Origin of the sequence: Streptacidiphilus cavernicola (assembly GCF_042510955.1) — a bacterium.
Classification (GTDB): Bacteria; Actinomycetota; Actinomycetes; order Streptomycetales; family Streptomycetaceae; genus Streptacidiphilus; species Streptacidiphilus cavernicola.
Genome location: NZ_JBHFAB010000013.1, coordinates 178,958 through 198,080, shown reverse-complemented (window position 1 = coordinate 198,080; position 19,123 = coordinate 178,958). Strand labels below are relative to the sequence as shown.

Below are 19,123 nucleotides of genomic sequence, written 5' to 3'. Positions count from 1 at the left end.
AACCGGGAGTAGACCGGCCCCTGCCGACGACCGGGATCCCCCTGGGGAACCGACCGCCGTCAGGGTGGGGAATTACGCCGACAGCAACCGCCCGAAGTAGGGGAAAAGCGCCGTCGCTGACACAGAGCACCGCGCAGGTAACTCCACCCCCCTCCAGTACCACTCCTTCACTCCACTCCAGTACTCCACCGGCGGTCTCCGCGCTTCGCGCTCCGGCAAGCCAGGGGGCTCCTCCGGACCCCCGCCCCCTGTCTCCTGTTCGCGGTGGTGACCCACTTGCCGGGCAAACAACGGTGGTCAAGGACATGACGGATCCATCTACGTTGGTCGGCCGCCAGCGCCCCGCGCCGGGCGTCGAGTTCGGCCGCCGCGAACTCGAGGACGTCCACGACGTCCTGCGCACTGCGCTGACCAAGCGCAGACCTCCGGTGTCCGAGCCGGGTGAGACGATCCCGTCAACTGCTACTGAGGCGGGTGCCGAGGCGTGAACGCGATTCCGCTGTGGGAAGAGTTCGGCTGGGTCGGCCTGGACACCAGCGCGGGTTTCACCATCGAGGGCGACTCCTGGTGGCGGCGCTGCCTGGACTGCCAGCAACCCGTCCAGGGCGGCTACAACGGCTACGCCGCCCACCAGGCCATCAACCACCCGGAGAACCCCGCTCCGCTGTTCACCGACGGCCTGCCGGGCATCTACGACACCAACGGCGGCGACCTGACCCCCTACGGCCGCCGCCTGGACCTCGTGAAGGCCGCTCCCGCCGCGCCGGCCGCCCGAGCGGACCATTGCACCTGCGGGCGCTCCCGCCGCCGCCAGAGCCCGACTGGGGCCGCCCAGGAGCCACTGTTCGACCTACCCCCGGAGACGTCCGCATGACCGACACCGCCACTGACGCCACGCCGTCGCCGCGGTCCGTGCGCGAAGCCCTCGCCCAACTTCTGCACGCCGCCGGCGACAGCGTCGCCGAGCTCCCGACCCAGGTCTTCGAGCGCGGGCGGCCCACCGCCATCACCGCGGAGCTGCTGCGACGCACCACGGCGGCCGTCGACGGCCTGGCCGGGGAACTGTCGGGCACCTCCCTGTCCTGGGAAGCCTCGTCCGGCACCAGGGCCCTGGGCCTGGTCGCCCGCCAGCAGATCGTGAAGGCCGCCGGGCTCATCCACCACGAGAAGGGCCCCGCCTGCCAGCCCACCCGGCCACTTCCCGCCGACACCGATGCGGACGGCGACCAACCGTAACCACCGCCCTCACCCGAACGGGTGAGGAACGGCGCCCACCAGCCCCCTGGACCGTCACACTGGCTGACCGGACACCGCTACCACCAGCAAGGACACGACCGTGAGCACCGACCAGGCCCCCGCCACCCGCCCCGGCGACGCACCCCCTGCCCCGCCGACCGGATGCTGCGGCGGCAACTCCTGCGGCACCGCGCCAGCGCCGGCCGCGATGACCTACCCCCTCGGCGCTCCCGCGGCCGACGACCAGCCCGGCGACGGCTTCCTCGCCCTGGCCCGCACCCTGGCCCGGTTCGGCATCCACGCCGCACTCGAACTGCACCACCGCGACCACCAGCACACCGCCACCCTGCGCATCCAGGACCAGGGGGCGGCCGAACTCGCCGAGCGGCTGGAGCAGAGCGAGAGGTGGCGCAACCAGCAGGGCTCGGCCGCGTGAGCGCCCATCTGCCCGCCGTACCCGAACCCGAGGACGGCGAGGACTTCGCCGCCCACCAGGCCATGGCGGACTTCGGCCAGGCCGCCAGCCACGCCTTCGCCCAGATCGGCCAGGCTGTCCAGAACGCCGCCGCCCGCATGGCCGCGTTACTCGACGGCACCGCGCGTCCCGACCCGCCCATCGAGCTCGCCTCCGCGCTCGCAGTTGGCGGATTCGGCCGCCGCGTCACGGTGCAACTGCGCCCCTCGCAGCCCGGCGGCATGATGCTGCGCATGTCCAAGAGCGACGCCCGCACCATCGCAGCCTTCCTCGGCCAGTCGGGCAGCCGCCGCTTCGTCGAGGACCCCGACAGCCTGGACTGGCTGCTGTGGATCACCGATCCGGAAGCCAGCGCCCTGGCCGCATCCCTGCTGGCCGACAACCCCTAGCCCGTCCCAGGAGACGAACCAGCATGACCACCGAGACCCCCAGCCCCTACACCGCCGCCATGCGCCTGGGCAGCGTCCTGGCCGACCGCGGACTGGGACTGATCGAGGTCGTGTTCCGCGAGACCCTGCACCCGGACGTCCTGCTGCGGATGCGCCGACGCAGCGCCCAGCAGCTCTCGGACGTCGCCGGGATCCCGGCCGCCGCCTTCACCCGCGACCCCGAGGGCTCGGACCTCCACCTGCGGCTGAGCCCCCAGCGGGTCGCCGAGGTCACCGAGCGGCTGTCCGCAGGGCCGTCCCGATGACCGTCCGGGCGGTCTGCCCGTGGCCGGGATGCGGCCGGAGCCTTGCGCTGAACAGCGGAAACCTCGTCTGGCGCCACGATCCGCCTGACCGCGACCCCAGCAGCCCTGTGCTGACCTCGTGTCCCGGATCGTGGAAGCCCGCGCTGCTGGAGGACCTGGCCGGCCCGGTAGAGGTCCTGCTGCTGTTCGACATGGAACAGACCTGACCGCGCCTGTCACACAAGCCCCCCCACCAGCGAGAACATGACCACATGAGGGATGTGACCGTCCGCTGCGAGGACACCAGCACCAAGCCCTGCAGTGCCCGGCGGGTTGTGCCCGTCGCCTGCCTGAACGAAGCGTGGGAGCGCGAGCTGCGCTCCGAGGGATGGCAACTCGCGGCCCGTGCCGGTGAACGGGACCTGTGCCCGGCCCACCGGCTGGCCGCGCTGAACCGCCGCCCGGCGATCCCTCAGGACTCGCTGTGGTGACGGCGGCCTGGGTCCAGCTGCAGGACGCCCTGGCCGAGACCGACAACCGCCTGGTCCCGTGCCGCAACGACGACCCCGAGCTGTGGTTCGCCAGCAAGAAGCTCGAGCGGAAGCGAGCGCTCGCCCTGTGCGGAGGCTGCCCGGTACGGGATCTGTGCCGGACCGCGGGTCGACAGGGACGGGAGAAGGGAAGCTGGGGGGAGTCGCAGGCGCAGCGGTCGAAGGCGGGCTTCGCCCCGGCGAAGTCGTGACCGCCGGGACCTGGCCGGCCGTTACCTTCGTCACCTTCCAGGCCGCAGGCGGCGATATGCCCCTTATCGTTGCTTCTCGTCGAGGTACCGGGCCACGATGCCCGCCACGCTGGAGGACACCGCACCATGGGCATCACCCGCAAGATCCTTTCGTTCACGACGATGGGCGCCGTCGACTTCCGCTCCGACAAGGAACGCATAGCGCACAACACCGGCATCACCGCCCGAGAGGGCCGCCGCGCTGCTCGCGGCACCACCGCCCAGCGGATCACCGCGCTGGCCTCACCGGCGCCTGGCCAGGCCCCGCAGAACCTCGCACAGGCCATGGGCTCCTGGTCCGACTTGGCGGAATACCGCCGACAGCGCCAGAACCGGAACTCCGTTCAGCTGCCCGCCCCGGGCGGTGCCGAGCAGACCGAGCCAGCCGCACCGCCGGCCCCGGTCGCCGAGCGCCTGGCCCAGCTCCGGCAGCTCCAGATCGCAGGCCAGATCAGCGACGGGGAGTACGACCAGGCCCGCGCCCGCATCCTCGACCAGCTGTAACCCGGGTTCGGCTGACCGGCCGGTCGTCTACCCTGGGCTGCGTGGACGACCAGCAGACACCGGGTAGCGCCTTCGCCGGACCGGGCGGAGACCTGGGCGCGAGCGTGGACACCTCCCACGCCGTGGCCATGACCACCGTGTCGGCCGCCGTCATCGGCAGCACCGCCGACTCCACGCCCGTCTTCGGCGTCGAGCTGGCCGGACAGCACCGAGCCACCGGGCAGCGCAACGCGCAGCTGTACCTGATGAGCCTGGACGGATGCGCGGCCGTCGTCGCCGAGATCACCGGGATCGCCGCCCGGATGGGTTCCGCCTGGACCGACGCCCTGGCCGAGCGCGTCTCGCAGCTGGTCGCCGACGGCGCCTACGGAGCAGGCAGCACCGAGGGCTGAGCCGGCCTCGCCGGCACCTTCCCGCTGGGCGGCCCGGATCGGTAGGATCGGGGCCATGTACCGGGTTGTGTTCACAACAGAGTCCGCCGCCGAGCGCGACCAGCTCGCCCCCGAGCGCCGCGACCTGCTGAACCGCGGCCTGGCGAACCTGGCCAAGGACCCGATGAACGCGGCAGCCTCCGCCCCGTACCGCGACGACCCCCGCGTGCGCTTCGGACAGGTCGCCCCCGGGATGGGCATCGTCTACGACATCATCGACGACCTGGTGATCGTCGTCGTCGTCCGCGTCCTCGACGAGTCCTTCGCCGACGCATGACCGCGCCCCGTGCCGAAGCACGGGGCGGAAGGGCGTATCCGTATCGCCGGGCTATGCCGGTCGCCTAGGGTTGCCGTATGCCAGAGCCCACCACTGCACCGGCCGGACGGCTGGTTCATGTCGCCCACCTGCGCTCGATGCGAGCGGTGCTGTACCGCGTTCCCTTCACCGACCGGGACCTGGCGCAGCAACTCGCCGACGCCTGGAGCGCGGAGCATGACGGCGACAGCACCGTCGAGGACTGGGCCCGCGCAGACTGGGCGGCCACGGGCCCGGGCGGCGTGGCCGCGATCCGAACCGCCCTGCCGGATAGCGTTGTTGTCTACAGTGCCACGATCGTCATCGACCCAGACGGCACCAGACGCGTCCACCGGGACAGTGCCACTGCGTGGGACTTCCAGAAGGACGCCTGGACTACCCGCGACGCGGAGTGGCGCAGCGAGCGTCGCCCGGGGCTGCACAAGCGCGTGGAGGGGCAGGCCCGGGGCACCGACAAGGATGACGTCGAGACCGCCTTCGAGCTCGCCACCGCGGAGGCCGTGGACCGCTACGCCAACCCCGCCCGGTACGGCGACGATCAGGGCTGAGCCGCTAGCCCAGCGCGGTGGCGGGATCGGGCATGGCCATCGGTTCCAACGCGAAGAACAGGACCGACGGGTACTGACTCGCGGGTAGGCCAAGCTTCGTGACGGCATCCTCGAAAATTTGCTTGAACGCCTCTTCGCGGGTCGCTCCCGGCTTGCGCAGGTTCCAGATGCAGGTGTAAGTCCTCGTTGCCGTCCCACCGGTGGCCAATGCCCAGTGCAGGGTGAGGATCGCGTGGTACGGGGTTCCCTGGTGCTCCGGGCTCTCGGGCGGCAGGATGTTGCTCGGGGTCATGGATGGCCCTTCCTCGTTGGAGTCGGCCCGATTCTGCTACATCACTGCCATCCGGCGGGCCTTCGAGCCTAAAGCGGAAGCAGCCGCAGTAAGGCTGCCTTCGCCTCGCGCCGTTCTCACAGACCGATGCCGTACAGGACGTTGTGCTCGGTGTCCCAGATGTCCGCCTCGTCGATGTAGCCGATCAACTCCTTGCTGCCGTCGGCCCAGTCGCCGTGGCGGCCGATGTCGACCAGGTCGGCGCCGTTGGCGCGGGCGGCGTTGACCAGGCCGCGCCGCAGGGAGTGCGAGCGCCAGCGGCCCGGCAGGTCGGCGCGGTCGGCGGCGCGCTCGATGACGTCGGAGACCGCCTCGGTGCTCAACCTGCCGGTAGGGTCGCCGACTTCGCGCCCCTTCCGCATGATCTTGTGGGCGATGTTGCCGTGCCGGTCCACGCGCAGGAAGACTGGGCCCTCGGTGAAGCCGGCCTTGTCGAGCAGGTCGAGCCAGGCGATGGTGGCGCGTACGGGGCAGGTGTCGGGGTGGGAGCCGTACGGGATGCCCTTCCACGCCCACTTCTTGACCTTGCGCCGGTAGACCAGTACCGCGATGCCGCGCCCGTCCGGGTCGACGCGGATGCGATCCCGGCCGATGGCGACCAGGTCGGAGGCCCGGGCGGCCAGGCACATGCCGAGCAGTTGGATGCAGCGGTCCCGTACCCCGATCGTGGTGGCAGGGTCGCAGACCGCGGTGAGCTTGCGCAGCGCCCGCGGCACAGCGGCGCTCGCCTTGCGCGGGGTCGCCTTCGGGTGATTTTCGAGGGCCAGGCGCTGCTCGTAGGACTCGAGGATCTTGCGGGCGCCGTAGCCGTCGGGCGCGGGCAGTTGGCCGGCGCGGTGGTAGGCGGTGACCGCGGACAGGTGCTTGCCGATGTGCGAGGGCGAGAGCAGTTCGCCGGTCCGCTGGCTGGGGACGGTCGTCAGGTGGACCGTCCACTCGATCAGGTCCGAGGGGGTGAGGCCGCCGAACGGTTCCAGTCCTCGCGGACGGCACCACGCCTCCAGGTTGCGCCAGCACGTCTTGTACGCCCGGCGGGTGCTCGGCGGCATCGACCCCTCCAAGGCGGCACGTGCCGCATCCGAGAGCGCACCCTGGGTGACGGGCGGTGTTGAAAGTCCTATGACCGACTCTCGACCCTGAGATCGCAGCTTCTCAGGAGCCAGAATTGTCTGGGTGTACGGACTATTAATCGGGTGATCGGGCACCCGGTCAGCCTAGCGACGACTGCGCGGTGCGACCCGGGGACAAGTCGGGTGATCCCGTACCGTTGGCGCATGGCTGACCATGAGCTGTTCGTAGGCGGGATCCTTGGCGACCTGGAGGCCGCCGGGCTGGACGCCACCTCTGTGTGGACCCTGGAGCACTCGGTGCTCACCGCGCGCGACGGACGGGAGGTGCGGCTGGACTTCTGGCGCCGCGCCCTGCTGCTGGGTCGAGACGAGTGGCGGGTGGACGCCATGTGGCACGGCGGATCCTGCGTCGACCGGGGAAGCCCGCAGGCGTCACCGGACGCGGCCCTGGCCGCGCTGATCCGGCAGGGGTAGCCGCAGGGCCGCTCACCCGCGGGGGTGGCTTTGTCGGCGAATGTCCTCCCCTTGCCGGGGTGTTGAGTGAGACTGATCGGATGGATCTCGTAGATGGCCCGCGGTGGCCGACCGTCATCCGTCACACCTACACCGGCGAGCCGGACGACCCCAAAAGCGAACTGCCGCGGGGCTACGACCGGTACGCCGGCGCGGTGCTGGTCGGCGGCCTGCTCCAGGCGGCCGACCTGACGCCGCCGGAGCAGAGCGGTCCGCACTCGCGGGACTGGTGCGCAGTGGAGTCGATTCACCCGGACGAGTGGCCGCCTCAGGCAACGGCCTGTGTACGGGTGGCCTACTACACCGCGCCGAAGGCCCGGACCTACGAGCCCGACGAGGAAGCCGAATTGGAGGCGTGGCACGCCGGGGCACGGCGGGTCGCCGATCATCTGGAGTCACTCGGCTGGACGACCGCCCTGCTGGAGCACCACGGCGGGAAGCTCCACCCGGTGCTGCGCTGGGTGCTGGTGTACCGCCTCGACGGAGAAGACCGTGCAGGGAAGTGGGTGCCGAAAGACGGCGCCGATGTGGCGATCCCGGACATGCCCCAGCAACTGGAGGACTACGACGAAGCTGCCGGGGCGCCGGGAGAGGGCTCGGCCCGGTCGGGCGAGGAGCAACAGGTGGCGGACGCTGAAGCGCTGGTCGCCCGGTTCGGCGATGACGGTGAAGAAGGGTGGCTCGACCTCGACGAGGTGGAGGGGCCGGTGTGCGAGCGGATCCAGTGGGCGACCGACGCTGAGATCCTCCTGCGCCGCCTGCCGCAGCAGCGACAGGAAGCCATCGAGGCCGTTGTCGCTGAACTCGCGCGCGACCCGTGGGAGTCGACCGTGGAGCACAACTCGGACCGGGCGGTGCGCCTGGCCCGGCCGGAGTCGGGTACGGAACTGGTGGTCGTCGTCGCCGGGTTGCTGCTGGTCGTGGCGGAGCTGCGGGTCGACGACCCGCAGGCCCGGCCTACGGGCGGGGTGTCTTGACGAGGTCGGGGACGTAGCGGCGGCGCAGGCGGTGCGCGGCCGGCATGCGGTCGACACCGCCCGCCAGCCACCAGGCGAACAGCAAGTACACCGCGGCGGCGGCCGGCGCGGCGGCGACCCGGTGTAGCGAGTCGTCGGCGATGCACGCGCTCAACGCGATGACGGATCCCAGCAGCTGGAGCCCAAAGACGTGGTGCTTGGCCAGGCGGTTGCGGGCCAGGATGGCGGTCGAGACGGTGGCGGCGCCGATCGCGAGCAGGATTGCGGACAGCATGGGTCCCCCTAGGTAGTCGGTGCCGTGTGGTGTCGGGCTGGTCCTGGCCGTGTCCGGCGGGGAAGGCGTCAGCACTTCCCGGTCTGCGGGGCCTCGGCCACACCGAGGACTTCACGGCAGCGTCGTGCCCATTGGTCGTATGCCTCGATCTCGGACTTGCGGAACTCGACGGCGATCGGCCGAATCTCACGGTCTGAGAGAACCGGGGCCTCGACGTCGTCCAGCAGCCGCCTCAGGGCCAGGACGGGGTCGGCCGTCTCCGGGCACCCGGCGGCCCACGGCCCGTCGTAGTCGTCGACGCCTGTCGAGACGTACGTCAATGACCTCTGCCACAGCTGGCGGGACAGGATGTCGCCGGGCAGGGCGCGCATGAACTGCGGGTTCGGTTGCGCCATGCCGCTGGCGACCGCCTTGAGGTGGTCCATGCTCCGCTCGTACTGCGCCTGGTGGCGGTGCGCCTCGCTCTGCACCACCCACAGCACGAGCTGCGGTGGAGTGAGCTCGACGATGGTGTCGCCGGTCGTCACTGAGGGATCCCCGTCCTGTAGGCGTCGAAGGCACGGATGGTCGTCCAGTTCACTGCCCATCCCGCCAGCGTCGGGAAATCGTCCCATGCCATGTCATGGTCCGCACCAGATTCAGGGTCATGGCCTGGCAAGTGCGGCAGTCAGGACCGCGACGGCGGTGTGGTCCCCCCGCAGGGTCGCGCACGCCGGCGCCGCCCACTCCTCGGCGACCTCGCGGGCCCGGCCGGGCGTGCCCGCGGCCTCCAGAACCAGGACGAGGTCGCTTGCCGCCTCCAGGGTGAAGGGGTGGGTGGTGCCGTTGTACGTTCGTCGGTCCTCCAGGACGCTGCGGGTGACCAGCTCGGCCTCCTCCAACTCCCCGGTCTGGCGAAGGCAGGTCCCGAGCAGTTGCCGGGCCGACAGGGCGACCGGGATTGGGATGGCGGCGGCGGCCTCGGTGGCTGCCTGCCGGGCCAGCGGCAGAGCCCGGTCCCAGTGCTGCTGGCGCCCGAGGACTCGGGCCTGGGCCAGTCGTGCGCGTATCGCGGCGTCGTGCCGCGGCCATCCGTGTGCCTCGGCCCGGTCCAACACCTGCTGCAGGTGGGCCGCGGCCTCCTCGTAGCGCCCCTGTGCGCCCACCGCCTCGGCGAGGAGGGCCCGGGTCATCCACGGATAGCCGTGATCGGGACCGAGCGTCCGCAGTTCGCTCTCCAGCACCCTGTTCAGTAGCTCCTCGCTGCGCGCGGCCCGGCCGAGGCCAAAGTTGGCCAAGGCCAGGTTGATGAGCGTGATGTGCGTAGCGGTGTCGTCCAGGCCCGGACTGAGCAGGTCGCGCTCCGCGAGCTGCTCCCCGTACCGCGCGGCTTCCTCGAAACGCCCCGCTTCGGATGCTGCGTGGGCGCGTGCGTACAGGTCCTCGCGCGGGATCTCGGTCGTGGTCACCGTGCTCTTCCTTCACGTGAGTGGCGCGGGCCCCGACGGTTGTCGGCAGCTCGGATGACAGCAGCGCCGGCCCCTAGCCCGGCTGAACCTGGCCTCAGAAGGCCAGGCCCACATGGTTGCTGAGGACGTAACTGATGGCGGTGAGGGAATATCCGTGGCGGGCGAGGGAGTCGTCCCAGTTGCGTCCGTCGCGGTCGTGCTCGTAGCGCAGGCGCTGCCAGCGGGCGGAGACGGGGTCGGTCTTGTCGTCGACGTCGTGCCCCAGGTTCTCCAGGTGGGCCTCCCATCGCTGGACGACGTCGAGGACGGTCCCCTCCGGGTTTCGGTGCAGCAGGCGGTCGACCGCCTCCCGGGTCACAGCGGCCGGCTCGATGCGCTGCTCCCGGGCTGTGATGTATATGGCTGTGGCGAGCGCGGAGATTCCGTCCTCCTGCGAGCGGTCGCTGTCGTTTTCACCGAAGCAGTTGGCACGGGTGTTGATCAGCTCGCGGGTGCGGTCCCATGCCCCCGTCCACTCTGCGGGGCCGCCTTCGCCCTGCCACTTCCGCGACTGTTCGTCGATCGTCGTCATGCGGTCATCCTTCGCCGGGGTGTAGTAGAAGTGGGCTCCTGCGCGGGTGGTCAGCCAAGCCGGACCTCATCGACCACGTCCCAGGTGTAGTAGCCCAGGTCGGGGCGCTGGTACTGGTTGACGAGGTGGACCCGGTCGATGGTGATGTCCACCCGCGGAGGCCGCAGAGCGCGGAGCTCCCGGTTGAGGCTTCGGTCCTCGAAGTCCTCGCGTGCGTACGCTAGCGACGAATGAGCCCAGAACCGCTGCTCAGGGGCTCGCAGGGTGATGCCCGGGACCTTCTCCATCGCTGTGCGGACGCGGCTGTTGAGCTCAGCCATCCCGTCCTCCGGATAGACGGCGACGGTGACCGCGGTGATCCCGGGCCAGACGGGGCCGAGCTGGACCCGGAAGGGCTGCATGCCGGCCAGCTCCTCTCGCAGGGCGCTCCGCAGCTTCTTCGCCTGGCTGTCGTCGACCTTGTGGTGGATGCCCTGGACCGTGGAGTGCAGCCACTCCTCGGGAACCGCGCCAAGCTGCTCCGGGTACTGTGCGAGAAGCTCGCGGTGGGCACGGGCGTACTCGCGGAACTCCTCGTACTCGCTGAGGAGGACCAGGACGTGCGGGAAGGGGCCCCCGTCCTGCCAGATCTTCTCGGGGACGAAGAAGGTCTCCAACGCAGCTCTCCTGAACTTGACGGCACACGGTCTAGTTCGGGACGTTAGCGGCCCGGCACCTGCGAGCGCAGCGGCTTCCGCGAGATCGCCGGCACCACCGGCCAGCCCGTTGCACCCGGAGCGGGTTGAGCCGGCCCCACCTCGTGAGCCCGCAGCCCCGTCCCGGCGAAGGCCCCTACACCTGGGATGTGGCGGGAGAACTCCCCGTCGAGGGGTGGAACCTGCGGTGCCGAGAGGTCCGAGCCTTCGGTGTGTCAGTTCTCGGCTGCGTCGAAGATGTTGATCTGCTCCGGCAGCAGGAGTCGCAGCTGGTGCATCAGCCTGGGGATGGGGTGCTGGTGTGCCCGCTCGGCGGGCAGTTCGACCACGCGGCCCGTGCCGGGGCACAGGGTCAGCTCGTGGCGGCCGGGCACCGACTTGTGGTCGACGATCGCGCCCATGCCGATGGCGCCGATCACTTCGCGGGCGGCGACTTCGCGCTCGCAGCCGCCTGGGCACGCTATCCGCGGCTGGGGGCCGCTGCGGTACTTCGCCACCCTGATCACCATCCAAGATTTTGACTGATCCGTAAGGGTGATGATATCGCGCGGGCACGATCTGACACACCGGCATAAATGGGGATCAACTACCGTCCTTGGCTGTGACGTTGTTGCAGGTGGTGGATCGGTCCGGTCGGGTTGTCGGACAGGCTGTGCGCGAGCGGATCGAGCGTGATCCGGCCTCGTACTTCCAGCAGGCGACGGTGGTGATCGAGCACCGGACGCGGCCCGGTCTGGTGTGGGCGTGGCAGGCCGGGGACGGGTCTTGGCAGGCGTCGCGGTCGCGGCTGGTGCCGGCGGGGGTGACGGCGCACCGCACCGCGCTGGAGCTTGCCCGGACGGTGGCGGGTCCGCAATCGGGGGTGCTGGTGCGCGGGATGGCGAAGGTGCCACCGCTGGAGGGGCGGCGGTGGGTGTTCCTGTTCGCGGCGGTCGAGCTGGGCGATCCGCTGGGGGGGTGGCCGATGGGTGTCCGTCGCCGGACTGGAGCACCAGGGCGGCGGCCGGGTGCGACCCGGTGAGCTGGGGCTGCTGCGGCGCTTCGAGCTCGCCGCGGCATCGCGGGGCTTCGCGCTGCGCGAGCGGTAGCCAGGTGCAAGGCTGCGGTGATCGGCATGCCTTTGACCTGCCAAAACTTGCTTCCGCCCCTCACGTCATCTAGGATTAAAGTATCAAGAAGTTGAAAGGGAAGCCCAATGAACCAGACCGCCACCGTCACCGCGCACCGGCTGCACACCAGCCGCACCGACCCGGTGGTCTTGGTCGACCTCGACAAGGACGCCGACTCGTGCCACGGCTGCTACGCCGAGACCGCCCACCTGGACGCCCGGCTCGAATCCGGGGCCTGGCAGCAGGACGAGGACGGCGCCAACTGGTGCGCCGGCTGCGTCGACGAGGGCGTGCACCGGCCTGGCTACCGCGACGAGCAGTACCCGCGCCTGTCCTCGACCTGGCGCTGACCACACGGAAACACCCACCCCCCGCCCAACGACCGCGTACGGCACCGCAGGAGACCGCCTTGACCACCACCAGCACCCAATCCACCCGAACCGAGCGCTACATGGACATCGCCGGCTTCGGCGTCGCCGCCGAGCTCGAAGGCGAGGGCGAGGATCTGAGGATCGTCGCCGGGACCGTCCACGGCCGGTACGGCCTGCCGATGGGCCGCTTCCAACTCGCCAGCGTCGACGGCACCAGGTGGATGGTGAGCGACGCCGGCACCGGCTGGATCGAAGAGGAGCCCTCCAGCATCCAGGCCGCGGTGGAGCGCATAGTCGAACTGGCGAAGAAGCACGGCGCATGGACGTGCCGGGACTGGAACGCCCTGGAGAAGGTGCAGCGCAAGATGATGAAGCGCCGCCACGAGCTGCCGGAGATCATCGCCGCGGCCCGCGCCGAGGCCGAGGCGAACAGCTGGTACCTGCAGTGAGCAGCTGGGACTCCCTGTCCTGGGCGAAGAGGCAGATCGTGGGGGCGCCAGCGCGCAAGCTGGTGCTGGTGCTGCTGTGCGAGAAGGTCGGTGAGGACTTCCTGTGCTGGCCCTCGGTGCGCACGCTCGCCCTGCACGCCGAACTGTCGGGCCGCCAGGTGCAGAACCACCTGCGCTGGCTGAGGGAGGCCGGGTTGATCCGTACCGAGCAGCGGCTACGGCCGAACGGCTCGAAGAGCACGAACACGTACTACATCCTCACTCCCGAGCGGCTGGAGATGGACCACGCCGGGGCGGCCGGCGCGCAGGTCTGCGCCGAGCACCACGCCGACCGGTGCACCTGAAGCTGGTTGCACCTCCGGTACCTGAAGCGGGTTGCACCTCTGTAGGTGAAGCCGGTTGCACCACCGGAACACCCAGATCTACCCCCCAGTGAAGGAACACCCATCGCGGTCCGCTGCGCGGTCTCAGCGAGGTTCCCGGCCGTCACGGTCGCGCTCCGCGCGCCGAGCGCAAGTCGGGGGCCTCCTCCGGACGCCCGGCCCCCGCCTCCGTGTCACCCGTGGCTGATCGCCTGCCCACTGACCCACAACAGCAACCGACATGAGCAACCATGCACGTTAGGAGCACAACCACCATGATCCAGATGCCGGAAAGCCCTCCGGAGGACCGGCTGCTGAAGGCCGCGGAGGTGTGGGCGGCGGTGGGGCGGATCGTCGACTACAGCTGGTCGGCGGAGGCCCGGGACTGGGCGGAGCAGGACGCCGAGGGCCGGGCGGGGCACATCTTCGAGGACCTGGCGCAGGTGCGCTACTACCTGGCCCGCCGTCAACTGTCACAGCAGGGGGGCAAACTGGCCTTTAGGGTGTAAATCAACTAGGATTTAAGTATCAAGAAATGGAGGTTCCGCCCATGTCCACCATCGCCCGACCCGCCTTCTTCGCTCCCATCACCGTCACCGCGCTGGCTGAGGAGATCACCGAGACCGCCCGGTGGATCTGGCCGGACGTCGAGATCGTCGTGCTCGACCGGCGCGGTGAGATGGCCGCCTGGCGCACCGTGGGCGTCGACGGCGAGGACGTACGCATCCCCGTCAGCGCCGCCGAACGCGACCACGCCGAGCAGGCCGAGGCCCTCGCCGACCTGCGCGCCGACATCCGCCACCTGGTCGACCGCATGGGCTACGACAGCCCCCTCGCCCAGGCCGAGCACCCCTGCTCCTGCGACACCCCCGGCACCTGCCACCGCCTGACCACCGCCGTCCGCATCCACTGAACCCTGAGGAGAGCACCCCGCGATGAACCTGACCCTGGCCCCCGCCGACCCCGCCCACTGGATGGGCCAAGCCTCCGCCGCCCGCGACCAGGCCGGCGGGCTGCGCAAGCTGGCCGCCCTGCTGGAGCAGGACGAGGAGCTGGCCGAACTGCTCGCCGTCCTCGACCGCGACCGGCTCCCGGCGCACATCAGCGCCGACCAGCTCTACGCCGCGGCGGCCGACGCCATCCACGACGCCATGACCTGGGAGGCCACGGCCCTGTATCGCCGCCGCGCCCCCGGCGGCCCGGTCGACTGCACCTGCGGCCACGCCCAAGGCAACCACTCCTTCAAGCTCACCGCCGTCCAGACGCTGCCCTGCCGCCAGGAGTGCGACTGCCGCGACTACCAGGCCGCCCAGGGGTCGCGGTGAGCGCCGCGGCGGCCGGCCCCGAACTGCGCCACTACCTGGTGGCCTGGGAGATCGACGCCTACGCCTACGGCCCCCACGAGGCCGCCGAGGCCGCCGAGCGGCGGATGCGGGCCGCCGCCCACCGCGAGGTCGACGACTTCGCCGTCCGCGACCAGGTCACGGGGCAGACCGTCCGCATCGACCTGGTCGGCGAAGAAGGCGGTCCTGAGCCGGGAGAACTTGCCTCTCGTCACATTGACATGTAGGATTTAAGTATCAACAAAGGAGTAGGGCACCACCATGACCGACGACATCACCCGCACGGCGGGGCGCGTCCGACAGATCATCCGCAACGCCGACGACCAGCGAGACCTGGCCGCCCGGCGCGTCGCCGACGGGCTCCCGAGCTACGCCGCGGACGACCTGACCTCCCTGATCCACCGCCAGGCCGCCCACCAGCTGATCGCCGGCCTGCGCGCCGCCGCCGAGCGAATCACCCGGGAGCAGGCCGAGGCCGGACAGGACTGCACCGACGACTTCGCCCTAGCCACCGCCTGCCGCAATCTCCACGACTCCCTGACCGCCGACCTGATCGCCGGCAGCTTCACCCTCACCGCAGGCGACCCGATGCGCCGCATCGCCCAGCAGGCCGACCACGACGCCGCCGTCGACTTCGTCCGCCACACCCGCAACATCTGATGGACCTGCACGGCATCCCGCTGGACATCGACCACTTCGCGGTCGACAGCGCCGACATCGGAGACCCGAACCTGGTCTGCGGCAGGTGCACCGAGGCCATCTGCACGATCGAGCACGGAGACGACCTCGCCGTCCTGGTCGCCACCGCCGTGGACCACTTCTGCACCCCAGACACCGACACCGACGAAGGAACAGCATGACCACCACCACCGGCGGGTACACCGTCCGCCTGCCCGGACCCTTCTGCACCTGGTACGAGGGCACCGACCTGCATCAGGGCCGAGGCACCGTCACCGAGGCGCAGGCCAAGTGGCGAACCGCCTACGCCGAAGCGGACGTCCGGCGCTACGGCACCAACGGCTTCGCCCGGACCGTCGCCGCCGACGACACCGACGTGATCGTGGTGCTGTGCGGCCTGTTCGCCGACTTCGCCAAGTCGTGCCCCGCCCACGCCGGCGGCACCGACGGCGACCGCCGCGCCCGCGCCGAACTCAACCGGCGACTCGAGCACCTCGACGCCCAGCGCTCCGCGCCGCCGGAGGCCGAGCAGCCGCAGGGCGACCCCGCGCTACTCTGCCCCGACTGCAAGACCCGCTGGGACAGCCACGACGAACTCGACCAGCACCGCATGGACGCGGACCACTGGACCTTCGAGGAGGAGACGCCGTGGACGACTTCCTGACCCGGGTGAGGCGGTCCAACACCCGCGCCGACCACGAGCAGGACATGGCCGGGCAGGCCGCGCGCCTGGCCGAACTCGCCGAACGCTGCCGACGCGACCCGGCACTCGCCGAACTCCTCGCCGGCATCGACCCGCGGTTCCTGCCCGGCATCACCCTGGACCCCGACGGCCTGGATGCCAAGGCCGCCCGCCTCCGGGCCTTCCCCCACGGCTTCCCCGGGCTGGTCCGGTGATCGCCGTAGTACTGGCCTGGACAGCGGTGGTCGAGGCGGGGGCGCCGCCCGAAGCCGTCTCGGCCGCGCTCGCGGGCAACCAGGAACCCCTGCGCCAGTGGCTGGCGGACAACGGACGGGATGACGCAGCGGCCCGCGACCGGTGTGCGAAGGACCTGGACGTGCAGCCGCAGCCGCCGTCCCGGATCCCGGCGCCGTCCGAGCCGCCGCCCCGCGGGTCCGGGTGAGCCGGCCCCCGCTGTCGCGCCGACCAAACCGGGGCTGTAGGATTTGGGTATCATCAAGCCCAGGTCCTCGGAGGCCCCGCATGTCCAGAGCCAAGGAGCCCAAGTTCGACCCCGACGAGGTCGCCGAGCGGTACGGGATCGACCGGGACACCGCCGTACGGTGGATCGACAAGGGCCTGAGCTCCAAGGAGATCGCGAAAGTCTTCAAGGTCACCGACGTGGCCGTCCGAAAGTGGATCAATGCTGACGACTTCGGCGACCCGAGCACTCCGCGCGGACCTGGGGTGCGCGCGGCGCTGTGGAGGCTGGCCGGAGTCGTCAAGGTCGGCGTCGACACCGGCCGCCTGGACAAGGACACGGGCAAGGCGACACGCACCGAGAAGGGCCCCGGCCGCTGGGTGCCCAACGTCGACCCGGAGCGCTTCGACGACAAGGGCCGCAAGCTCCTGTTCACCCCGGCGGTCGCCGAGATGTTCGGCGTGACCACCAAGGCGGTCGACGGCTGGCACGCGGCTGCGAAGAAGGGCGACGGCGACTTCCCGGTGGCCGAGGAGAAGCACTACATGCTGTACCGGCCGGCGTGGCCGTACGAGGTGCTGCTGGAGTGGGGCTGGGCGACCGGCAGGATCTCCCGGATCGACAACTCGCCGATCGTTCTCGCGGGTAAGAACCGCAGCTGAACCCGCAGGTGGCAGGCCCTTTCGGGCTTGCTCACCGCCGAGTCATCATGTAGGATTTAAGTATCAAGAAAGGTTTGCCTGTGACCGTATCAACCCCGCCGCGCGGCCTGACGGCCCAGCAGCTCGAATGGCTCCTCAAACCCCTGGACCCCGCCCGCGTCCTACCCGACGAGCGGGGCATGGCCTACCTCGCCCAGTGGGACGCCCGCCGCTGGCTCCTGCGCATCCTCGGCTGGGGCGGATTCGACATCGAGACCCTCGCCCTGGACCTGGTCCGCGAGATCGAGCACCCCGACCCCAACCCGGACGCCGAACGCGGACCCAAGCCGCGGTGGACCGTCATCTACCGCGCCCAGGTCCGCCTGACCATACGCGACCCCCACGGAACCCAGCTCGCCCGCTTCGACGACGTCGCCGTCGCCGAGTCCGCGCGCCAGCCCTCCCTGGGCGACGCCCACGACAACGCCGCGAAGTCCGCCCTGTCCGGAGCCCTCAAACGCGCCAGCGTGAACCTCGGCGACCAGTTCGGACTCTCCCTCTACAGCGGCGTCAAACGCGGCCAGCCCATCACCCAGGCCGTCGTCGCCACCATCGGCAACACCGCCACCGCCACCGCCCTGCACACCAGCACCACAGCCCCGGTCGACCCGCCCGTCACCGAAGACCCCGCCGCCGGCGAACCCACCAACGCGCACGCCGCCCAGGCCGCCGCCGAACCCGAGTGCTCCTGCACCATGGAAATGATCATCGAACACGGCGACCACGCCCCCGGCTGCGCCCTGTCAGACCCCGCCGGGAGCCTGTGACCATGCTCGACTTCTCCACCCTCCTCACCCGCGCCGTCCCCGAAGCGTTCCGCCGCGCCTCGGCGAACGACCCCCACCCGCCCGGACTTTCCCTGTCCGGACTGGGGCCCTGCCTGCGCCAGGCCGCCTTCCAGGCCGCCAACACCCCCTACGACCCCGAGCACGACGACGGCGGCGAGAAGCGCAGCGCCTGGCTCGGAACCGCCATCCACTTGTGGTTCCTGCCCATCCTGGCCGAAGCGCTCAGCGGGTACGGCGAGGTTGTCGAGGTCCTGGTCGAGGACCCGATCACGCTCACCGCCGCCAGCCAGCAGATCCCCGGCCGCCACGACCTCTACGTCCGCGTGCGCGACACCGAGACAGGCGAGGAGGGCGGCTGCATCGTCGACCTGAAGACCGTCAAGGAGTGGGCACTGGGCAAGATCGTGTCCTACGGACCCGAGGAACACCAGGAGTGGCAGGTCGACGGGTACGCTCTCGGCCGCCGCCAGGCCGGCTACCCGGTCACCGCCACGGCGTTCATCCACATGGACCGCGCCACCGGCGAGGACGTGATCACCGTGCGGCCCTTCGGCCAGCGCGAGGCCATGGCCGTGATCGAACGCGTCCGCCTGATCTACTCCCACGCCGACCAGCCGCTGTGGGCGCCGACCGACCTGCTCGGTCCCGACCTGGACTGGCGCTGCCGGTCCTGCCCGTTCACCCGGCGCTGCTGGCCCGAAATCACCGACGGCCGGTCCAACCACCACGCCATCGACCCGGCCAAGCGCCGCGAGATCGCCGACGCCGCCGCCGAGTACACCGCCGCCCGCACCCGCGAGACCCAGGCCAAGGCCGACAAGCAGCTCGCCGCGGCCAAGCTCGCCGACGCCAAGTCCGGCAGCTACAAGGGCCCCATCGGCACCTTCAAGATCGGACGGATTCCCGGCAAGGAGATAGACGACCCCGAAGCCCTCAGCGCCCTGCTGGCCGAGCACGACCTGACCCGCCCCAAGAAGCGCTCGAAGGAGTCCCTGACCGTCACGGCCATCACCGGATGAGCGGCACCCACGACGCCCGGCGCCACGAGCAGGACGCCCTCCCCGAACCGGGAGAGGAGCCCCTGTCCGGAACGGCCGTCGACCTCTACGCCCTGCTCCGCCGCGCCTCGTCCCGCAACTTCCACCGGCCCGTCGTCGAGATATCCCGCACCCGCGCCATGGAAGCCCTCGGCTGCTCGCAGCGCAGCGTGGAACGCGCCCAGGAGCAGCTGGCCGCCCGCGGTCTGCTGACCTACCAGCGCGTGCTGGCCGCCTACCGCAGCCGACCCGAGGACCTACCCGACCGGTACACCCTCACCAGCAGGTGACGGGGGAGCG

38 protein-coding genes are annotated in these 19,123 nt (G+C 70.7%); 30 read left to right on the top strand and 8 right to left on the bottom strand.

All coding sequences use genetic code 11. The features are described from left to right. The first annotated feature begins 484 nt into the window (after positions 1 to 484). From ACEZDE_RS19515 to ACEZDE_RS19465, 11 genes are all read left to right on the top strand, one after another. Complete coding sequence (locus ACEZDE_RS19515; protein ID WP_380537600.1) at positions 485 to 874, top strand: hypothetical protein; 390 nt, start codon at positions 485 to 487, stop codon at positions 872 to 874. Next, complete coding sequence (locus ACEZDE_RS19510) at positions 871 to 1,236, top strand: hypothetical protein (RefSeq protein WP_380537599.1); 366 nt, start codon at positions 871 to 873, stop codon at positions 1,234 to 1,236. Before ACEZDE_RS19515 ends, ACEZDE_RS19510 begins: the two co-directional genes overlap by 4 nt. A 100-nt stretch (positions 1,237 to 1,336) precedes the next feature. Next, positions 1,337 to 1,672 carry a hypothetical protein gene (locus tag ACEZDE_RS19505; RefSeq protein WP_380537598.1) on the top strand — a complete coding sequence of 112 codons (336 nt, stop codon included), beginning with the start codon at positions 1,337 to 1,339 and terminating at the stop codon, positions 1,670 to 1,672. Then, positions 1,669 to 2,100, top strand: coding sequence for a hypothetical protein (locus ACEZDE_RS19500; protein WP_380537597.1), 432 nt, complete (start codon positions 1,669 to 1,671; stop codon positions 2,098 to 2,100). Before ACEZDE_RS19505 ends, ACEZDE_RS19500 begins: the two co-directional genes overlap by 4 nt. 23 nt (positions 2,101 to 2,123) lie before the next feature. Next, complete coding sequence (locus ACEZDE_RS19495; RefSeq protein WP_380537596.1) at positions 2,124 to 2,405, top strand: hypothetical protein; 282 nt, start codon at positions 2,124 to 2,126, stop codon at positions 2,403 to 2,405. 251 nt (positions 2,406 to 2,656) lie between these two features. Then, positions 2,657 to 2,875 (top strand): hypothetical protein, encoded by a 219-nt coding sequence (locus tag ACEZDE_RS19490; RefSeq protein WP_380537595.1) that lies wholly within the window; start codon positions 2,657 to 2,659, stop codon positions 2,873 to 2,875. Next, the gene (locus ACEZDE_RS19485; RefSeq protein ID WP_380537594.1) at positions 2,872 to 3,126 is read left to right on the top strand and encodes a WhiB family transcriptional regulator; all 255 of its coding nucleotides are present in this window, start codon (positions 2,872 to 2,874) and stop codon (positions 3,124 to 3,126) included. Before ACEZDE_RS19490 ends, ACEZDE_RS19485 begins: the two co-directional genes overlap by 4 nt. Before the next feature lie 126 nt (positions 3,127 to 3,252). Then, on the top strand, positions 3,253 to 3,669 hold the full coding sequence (locus tag ACEZDE_RS19480; RefSeq protein WP_380537593.1) for a hypothetical protein: 417 nt from the start codon (positions 3,253 to 3,255) through the stop codon (positions 3,667 to 3,669). A gap of 41 nt (positions 3,670 to 3,710) precedes the next feature. Next, positions 3,711 to 4,061, top strand: a complete 351-nt coding sequence (locus ACEZDE_RS19475; RefSeq protein ID WP_380537592.1) for a hypothetical protein — start codon at positions 3,711 to 3,713, stop codon at positions 4,059 to 4,061. A 55-nt stretch (positions 4,062 to 4,116) separates the two neighbouring features. Next, positions 4,117 to 4,377 carry a hypothetical protein gene (locus ACEZDE_RS19470; RefSeq protein WP_380537591.1) on the top strand — a complete coding sequence of 87 codons (261 nt, stop codon included), beginning with the start codon at positions 4,117 to 4,119 and terminating at the stop codon, positions 4,375 to 4,377. Positions 4,378 to 4,454: 77 nt separating this feature from the next. Then, positions 4,455 to 4,964, top strand: coding sequence for a hypothetical protein (locus ACEZDE_RS19465; protein WP_380537590.1), 510 nt, complete (start codon positions 4,455 to 4,457; stop codon positions 4,962 to 4,964). 4 nt (positions 4,965 to 4,968) lie between these two features. Here the strand turns inward: ACEZDE_RS19465 and ACEZDE_RS19460 are convergent, their stop codons facing one another. Together ACEZDE_RS19460 and ACEZDE_RS19455 are read right to left on the bottom strand one after the other, a co-directional pair. Then, complete coding sequence (locus tag ACEZDE_RS19460; protein ID WP_380537589.1) at positions 4,969 to 5,256, bottom strand: hypothetical protein; 288 nt, start codon at positions 5,254 to 5,256, stop codon at positions 4,969 to 4,971. A 116-nt stretch (positions 5,257 to 5,372) separates the two neighbouring features. Next, positions 5,373 to 6,344 carry an integrase gene (locus ACEZDE_RS19455; RefSeq protein WP_380537588.1) on the bottom strand — a complete coding sequence of 324 codons (972 nt, stop codon included), beginning with the start codon at positions 6,342 to 6,344 and terminating at the stop codon, positions 5,373 to 5,375. Between the two features lie 225 nt (positions 6,345 to 6,569). On the opposite strand from ACEZDE_RS19455, the gene ACEZDE_RS19450 reads away from it, so the two are divergent. Both ACEZDE_RS19450 and ACEZDE_RS19445 read left to right on the top strand, forming a co-directional pair. Beyond that, positions 6,570 to 6,839 (top strand): hypothetical protein, encoded by a 270-nt coding sequence (locus ACEZDE_RS19450; protein WP_380537587.1) that lies wholly within the window; start codon positions 6,570 to 6,572, stop codon positions 6,837 to 6,839. A gap of 80 nt (positions 6,840 to 6,919) precedes the next feature. Continuing rightward, positions 6,920 to 7,855, top strand: coding sequence for a hypothetical protein (locus tag ACEZDE_RS19445; RefSeq protein WP_380537586.1), 936 nt, complete (start codon positions 6,920 to 6,922; stop codon positions 7,853 to 7,855). Here ACEZDE_RS19445 and ACEZDE_RS19440 read toward each other — a convergent pair. From ACEZDE_RS19440 to ACEZDE_RS19415, 6 genes are all read right to left on the bottom strand, one after another. Beyond that, positions 7,836 to 8,129 (bottom strand): hypothetical protein, encoded by a 294-nt coding sequence (locus ACEZDE_RS19440; RefSeq protein ID WP_380537585.1) that lies wholly within the window; start codon positions 8,127 to 8,129, stop codon positions 7,836 to 7,838. The two genes, ACEZDE_RS19445 and ACEZDE_RS19440, sit on opposite strands and share 20 nt — an antisense overlap. A 68-nt stretch (positions 8,130 to 8,197) precedes the next feature. Then, on the bottom strand, positions 8,198 to 8,716 hold the full coding sequence (locus ACEZDE_RS19435) for a hypothetical protein (RefSeq protein WP_380537584.1): 519 nt from the start codon (positions 8,714 to 8,716) through the stop codon (positions 8,198 to 8,200). Positions 8,717 to 8,773: 57 nt separating this feature from the next. Continuing rightward, positions 8,774 to 9,577 carry a tetratricopeptide repeat protein gene (locus tag ACEZDE_RS19430; protein WP_380537583.1) on the bottom strand — a complete coding sequence of 268 codons (804 nt, stop codon included), beginning with the start codon at positions 9,575 to 9,577 and terminating at the stop codon, positions 8,774 to 8,776. Between the two features lie 94 nt (positions 9,578 to 9,671). Further along, complete coding sequence (locus tag ACEZDE_RS19425; protein WP_380537582.1) at positions 9,672 to 10,148, bottom strand: hypothetical protein; 477 nt, start codon at positions 10,146 to 10,148, stop codon at positions 9,672 to 9,674. A 50-nt stretch (positions 10,149 to 10,198) separates the two neighbouring features. Further along, positions 10,199 to 10,804, bottom strand: coding sequence for a 2'-5' RNA ligase family protein (locus ACEZDE_RS19420; RefSeq protein ID WP_380537581.1), 606 nt, complete (start codon positions 10,802 to 10,804; stop codon positions 10,199 to 10,201). 254 nt (positions 10,805 to 11,058) lie between these two features. Next, the gene (locus ACEZDE_RS19415) at positions 11,059 to 11,340 is read right to left on the bottom strand and encodes a hypothetical protein (RefSeq protein ID WP_380537580.1); all 282 of its coding nucleotides are present in this window, start codon (positions 11,338 to 11,340) and stop codon (positions 11,059 to 11,061) included. A 104-nt stretch (positions 11,341 to 11,444) separates the two neighbouring features. Between ACEZDE_RS19415 and ACEZDE_RS19410 the strand changes: the two genes are divergently transcribed. The 17 genes from ACEZDE_RS19410 (at position 11,445) to ACEZDE_RS19330 (ending at position 19,113) form a co-directional block, all read left to right on the top strand. Further along, positions 11,445 to 11,864 carry a hypothetical protein gene (locus tag ACEZDE_RS19410; RefSeq protein ID WP_380537579.1) on the top strand — a complete coding sequence of 140 codons (420 nt, stop codon included), beginning with the start codon at positions 11,445 to 11,447 and terminating at the stop codon, positions 11,862 to 11,864. A gap of 174 nt (positions 11,865 to 12,038) precedes the next feature. Beyond that, complete coding sequence (locus ACEZDE_RS19405; RefSeq protein ID WP_380537578.1) at positions 12,039 to 12,302, top strand: hypothetical protein; 264 nt, start codon at positions 12,039 to 12,041, stop codon at positions 12,300 to 12,302. A gap of 59 nt (positions 12,303 to 12,361) precedes the next feature. After that, positions 12,362 to 12,772: a hypothetical protein gene (locus ACEZDE_RS19400; RefSeq protein ID WP_380537577.1), complete on the top strand. Its 411-nt coding sequence runs from the start codon at positions 12,362 to 12,364 to the stop codon at positions 12,770 to 12,772. 38 nt (positions 12,773 to 12,810) lie between these two features. Then, on the top strand, positions 12,811 to 13,116 hold the full coding sequence (locus ACEZDE_RS19395) for a helix-turn-helix domain-containing protein (RefSeq protein ID WP_380537576.1): 306 nt from the start codon (positions 12,811 to 12,813) through the stop codon (positions 13,114 to 13,116). A 293-nt stretch (positions 13,117 to 13,409) separates the two neighbouring features. Then, on the top strand, positions 13,410 to 13,643 hold the full coding sequence (locus tag ACEZDE_RS19390; protein WP_380537575.1) for a hypothetical protein: 234 nt from the start codon (positions 13,410 to 13,412) through the stop codon (positions 13,641 to 13,643). Positions 13,644 to 13,684: 41 nt separating this feature from the next. Beyond that, the gene (locus tag ACEZDE_RS19385) at positions 13,685 to 14,047 is read left to right on the top strand and encodes a hypothetical protein (protein ID WP_380537574.1); all 363 of its coding nucleotides are present in this window, start codon (positions 13,685 to 13,687) and stop codon (positions 14,045 to 14,047) included. Between the two features lie 22 nt (positions 14,048 to 14,069). After that, complete coding sequence (locus ACEZDE_RS19380; RefSeq protein ID WP_380537573.1) at positions 14,070 to 14,459, top strand: hypothetical protein; 390 nt, start codon at positions 14,070 to 14,072, stop codon at positions 14,457 to 14,459. Further along, positions 14,456 to 14,704, top strand: coding sequence for a hypothetical protein (locus tag ACEZDE_RS19375; RefSeq protein WP_380537572.1), 249 nt, complete (start codon positions 14,456 to 14,458; stop codon positions 14,702 to 14,704). Before ACEZDE_RS19380 ends, ACEZDE_RS19375 begins: the two co-directional genes overlap by 4 nt. Before the next feature lie 34 nt (positions 14,705 to 14,738). Continuing rightward, a complete protein-coding gene (locus ACEZDE_RS19370; protein ID WP_380537571.1) occupies positions 14,739 to 15,137 on the top strand; it encodes a hypothetical protein in 399 nt (132 codons plus the stop codon). Next, positions 15,137 to 15,337, top strand: a complete 201-nt coding sequence (locus tag ACEZDE_RS19365; RefSeq protein WP_380537570.1) for a hypothetical protein — start codon at positions 15,137 to 15,139, stop codon at positions 15,335 to 15,337. The genes ACEZDE_RS19370 and ACEZDE_RS19365 overlap by 1 nt, the downstream gene beginning before the upstream one ends. Continuing rightward, on the top strand, positions 15,334 to 15,819 hold the full coding sequence (locus ACEZDE_RS19360; RefSeq protein WP_380537569.1) for a hypothetical protein: 486 nt from the start codon (positions 15,334 to 15,336) through the stop codon (positions 15,817 to 15,819). Before ACEZDE_RS19365 ends, ACEZDE_RS19360 begins: the two co-directional genes overlap by 4 nt. Then, on the top strand, positions 15,804 to 16,052 hold the full coding sequence (locus ACEZDE_RS19355) for a hypothetical protein (protein WP_380537568.1): 249 nt from the start codon (positions 15,804 to 15,806) through the stop codon (positions 16,050 to 16,052). The genes ACEZDE_RS19360 and ACEZDE_RS19355 overlap by 16 nt, the downstream gene beginning before the upstream one ends. Continuing rightward, on the top strand, positions 16,049 to 16,279 hold the full coding sequence (locus ACEZDE_RS19350; protein ID WP_380537567.1) for a hypothetical protein: 231 nt from the start codon (positions 16,049 to 16,051) through the stop codon (positions 16,277 to 16,279). The genes ACEZDE_RS19355 and ACEZDE_RS19350 overlap by 4 nt, the downstream gene beginning before the upstream one ends. A gap of 80 nt (positions 16,280 to 16,359) precedes the next feature. Then, positions 16,360 to 16,959 (top strand): hypothetical protein, encoded by a 600-nt coding sequence (locus ACEZDE_RS19345; protein ID WP_380537566.1) that lies wholly within the window; start codon positions 16,360 to 16,362, stop codon positions 16,957 to 16,959. Between the two features lie 80 nt (positions 16,960 to 17,039). Further along, positions 17,040 to 17,765, top strand: a complete 726-nt coding sequence (locus tag ACEZDE_RS19340) for a Rad52/Rad22 family DNA repair protein (protein WP_380537565.1) — start codon at positions 17,040 to 17,042, stop codon at positions 17,763 to 17,765. A 2-nt stretch (positions 17,766 to 17,767) separates the two neighbouring features. After that, positions 17,768 to 18,805, top strand: coding sequence for a hypothetical protein (locus tag ACEZDE_RS19335; protein WP_380537564.1), 1,038 nt, complete (start codon positions 17,768 to 17,770; stop codon positions 18,803 to 18,805). Continuing rightward, entirely contained in the window at positions 18,802 to 19,113 is a 312-nt protein-coding gene (locus tag ACEZDE_RS19330) for a hypothetical protein (protein WP_380537563.1), read from the top strand. The genes ACEZDE_RS19335 and ACEZDE_RS19330 overlap by 4 nt, the downstream gene beginning before the upstream one ends. The last annotated feature ends 10 nt before the right edge of the window (positions 19,114 to 19,123 follow it).

Excerpts from the sequence above, each read along its gene's own strand:
- ACEZDE_RS19465 (WP_380537590.1), top strand. The coding sequence starts at position 4,455 with ATGCCAGAGCCCACCACTGCACCGGCCGGACGGCTGGTTCATGTCGCC.
- ACEZDE_RS19460 (WP_380537589.1), bottom strand. The coding sequence starts at position 5,256 with ATGACCCCGAGCAACATCCTGCCGCCCGAGAGCCCGGAGCACCAGGGA.
- ACEZDE_RS19370 (WP_380537571.1), top strand. The coding sequence starts at position 14,739 with ATGACCGACGACATCACCCGCACGGCGGGGCGCGTCCGACAGATCATC.
- ACEZDE_RS19385 (WP_380537574.1), top strand. The coding sequence starts at position 13,685 with ATGTCCACCATCGCCCGACCCGCCTTCTTCGCTCCCATCACCGTCACC.
- ACEZDE_RS19335 (WP_380537564.1), top strand. The coding sequence starts at position 17,768 with ATGCTCGACTTCTCCACCCTCCTCACCCGCGCCGTCCCCGAAGCGTTC.
- ACEZDE_RS19495 (WP_380537596.1), top strand. The coding sequence starts at position 2,124 with ATGACCACCGAGACCCCCAGCCCCTACACCGCCGCCATGCGCCTGGGC.
- ACEZDE_RS19470 (WP_380537591.1), top strand. The coding sequence starts at position 4,117 with ATGTACCGGGTTGTGTTCACAACAGAGTCCGCCGCCGAGCGCGACCAG.
- ACEZDE_RS19445 (WP_380537586.1), top strand. The coding sequence starts at position 6,920 with ATGGATCTCGTAGATGGCCCGCGGTGGCCGACCGTCATCCGTCACACC.
- ACEZDE_RS19480 (WP_380537593.1), top strand. The coding sequence starts at position 3,253 with ATGGGCATCACCCGCAAGATCCTTTCGTTCACGACGATGGGCGCCGTC.
- ACEZDE_RS19360 (WP_380537569.1), top strand. The coding sequence starts at position 15,334 with ATGACCACCACCACCGGCGGGTACACCGTCCGCCTGCCCGGACCCTTC.
- ACEZDE_RS19380 (WP_380537573.1), top strand. The coding sequence starts at position 14,070 with ATGAACCTGACCCTGGCCCCCGCCGACCCCGCCCACTGGATGGGCCAA.
- ACEZDE_RS19405 (WP_380537578.1), top strand. The coding sequence starts at position 12,039 with ATGAACCAGACCGCCACCGTCACCGCGCACCGGCTGCACACCAGCCGC.
- ACEZDE_RS19330 (WP_380537563.1), top strand. The coding sequence starts at position 18,802 with ATGAGCGGCACCCACGACGCCCGGCGCCACGAGCAGGACGCCCTCCCC.
- ACEZDE_RS19425 (WP_380537582.1), bottom strand. The coding sequence starts at position 10,148 with ATGACGACGATCGACGAACAGTCGCGGAAGTGGCAGGGCGAAGGCGGC.
- ACEZDE_RS19455 (WP_380537588.1), bottom strand. The coding sequence starts at position 6,344 with ATGCCGCCGAGCACCCGCCGGGCGTACAAGACGTGCTGGCGCAACCTG.
- ACEZDE_RS19390 (WP_380537575.1), top strand. The coding sequence starts at position 13,410 with ATGATCCAGATGCCGGAAAGCCCTCCGGAGGACCGGCTGCTGAAGGCC.
- ACEZDE_RS19510 (WP_380537599.1), top strand. The coding sequence starts at position 871 with ATGACCGACACCGCCACTGACGCCACGCCGTCGCCGCGGTCCGTGCGC.
- ACEZDE_RS19490 (WP_380537595.1), top strand. The coding sequence starts at position 2,657 with ATGAGGGATGTGACCGTCCGCTGCGAGGACACCAGCACCAAGCCCTGC.
- ACEZDE_RS19450 (WP_380537587.1), top strand. The coding sequence starts at position 6,570 with ATGGCTGACCATGAGCTGTTCGTAGGCGGGATCCTTGGCGACCTGGAG.
- ACEZDE_RS19440 (WP_380537585.1), bottom strand. The coding sequence starts at position 8,129 with ATGCTGTCCGCAATCCTGCTCGCGATCGGCGCCGCCACCGTCTCGACC.
- ACEZDE_RS19345 (WP_380537566.1), top strand. The coding sequence starts at position 16,360 with ATGTCCAGAGCCAAGGAGCCCAAGTTCGACCCCGACGAGGTCGCCGAG.
- ACEZDE_RS19435 (WP_380537584.1), bottom strand. The coding sequence starts at position 8,716 with ATGGGCAGTGAACTGGACGACCATCCGTGCCTTCGACGCCTACAGGAC.
- ACEZDE_RS19365 (WP_380537570.1), top strand. The coding sequence starts at position 15,137 with ATGGACCTGCACGGCATCCCGCTGGACATCGACCACTTCGCGGTCGAC.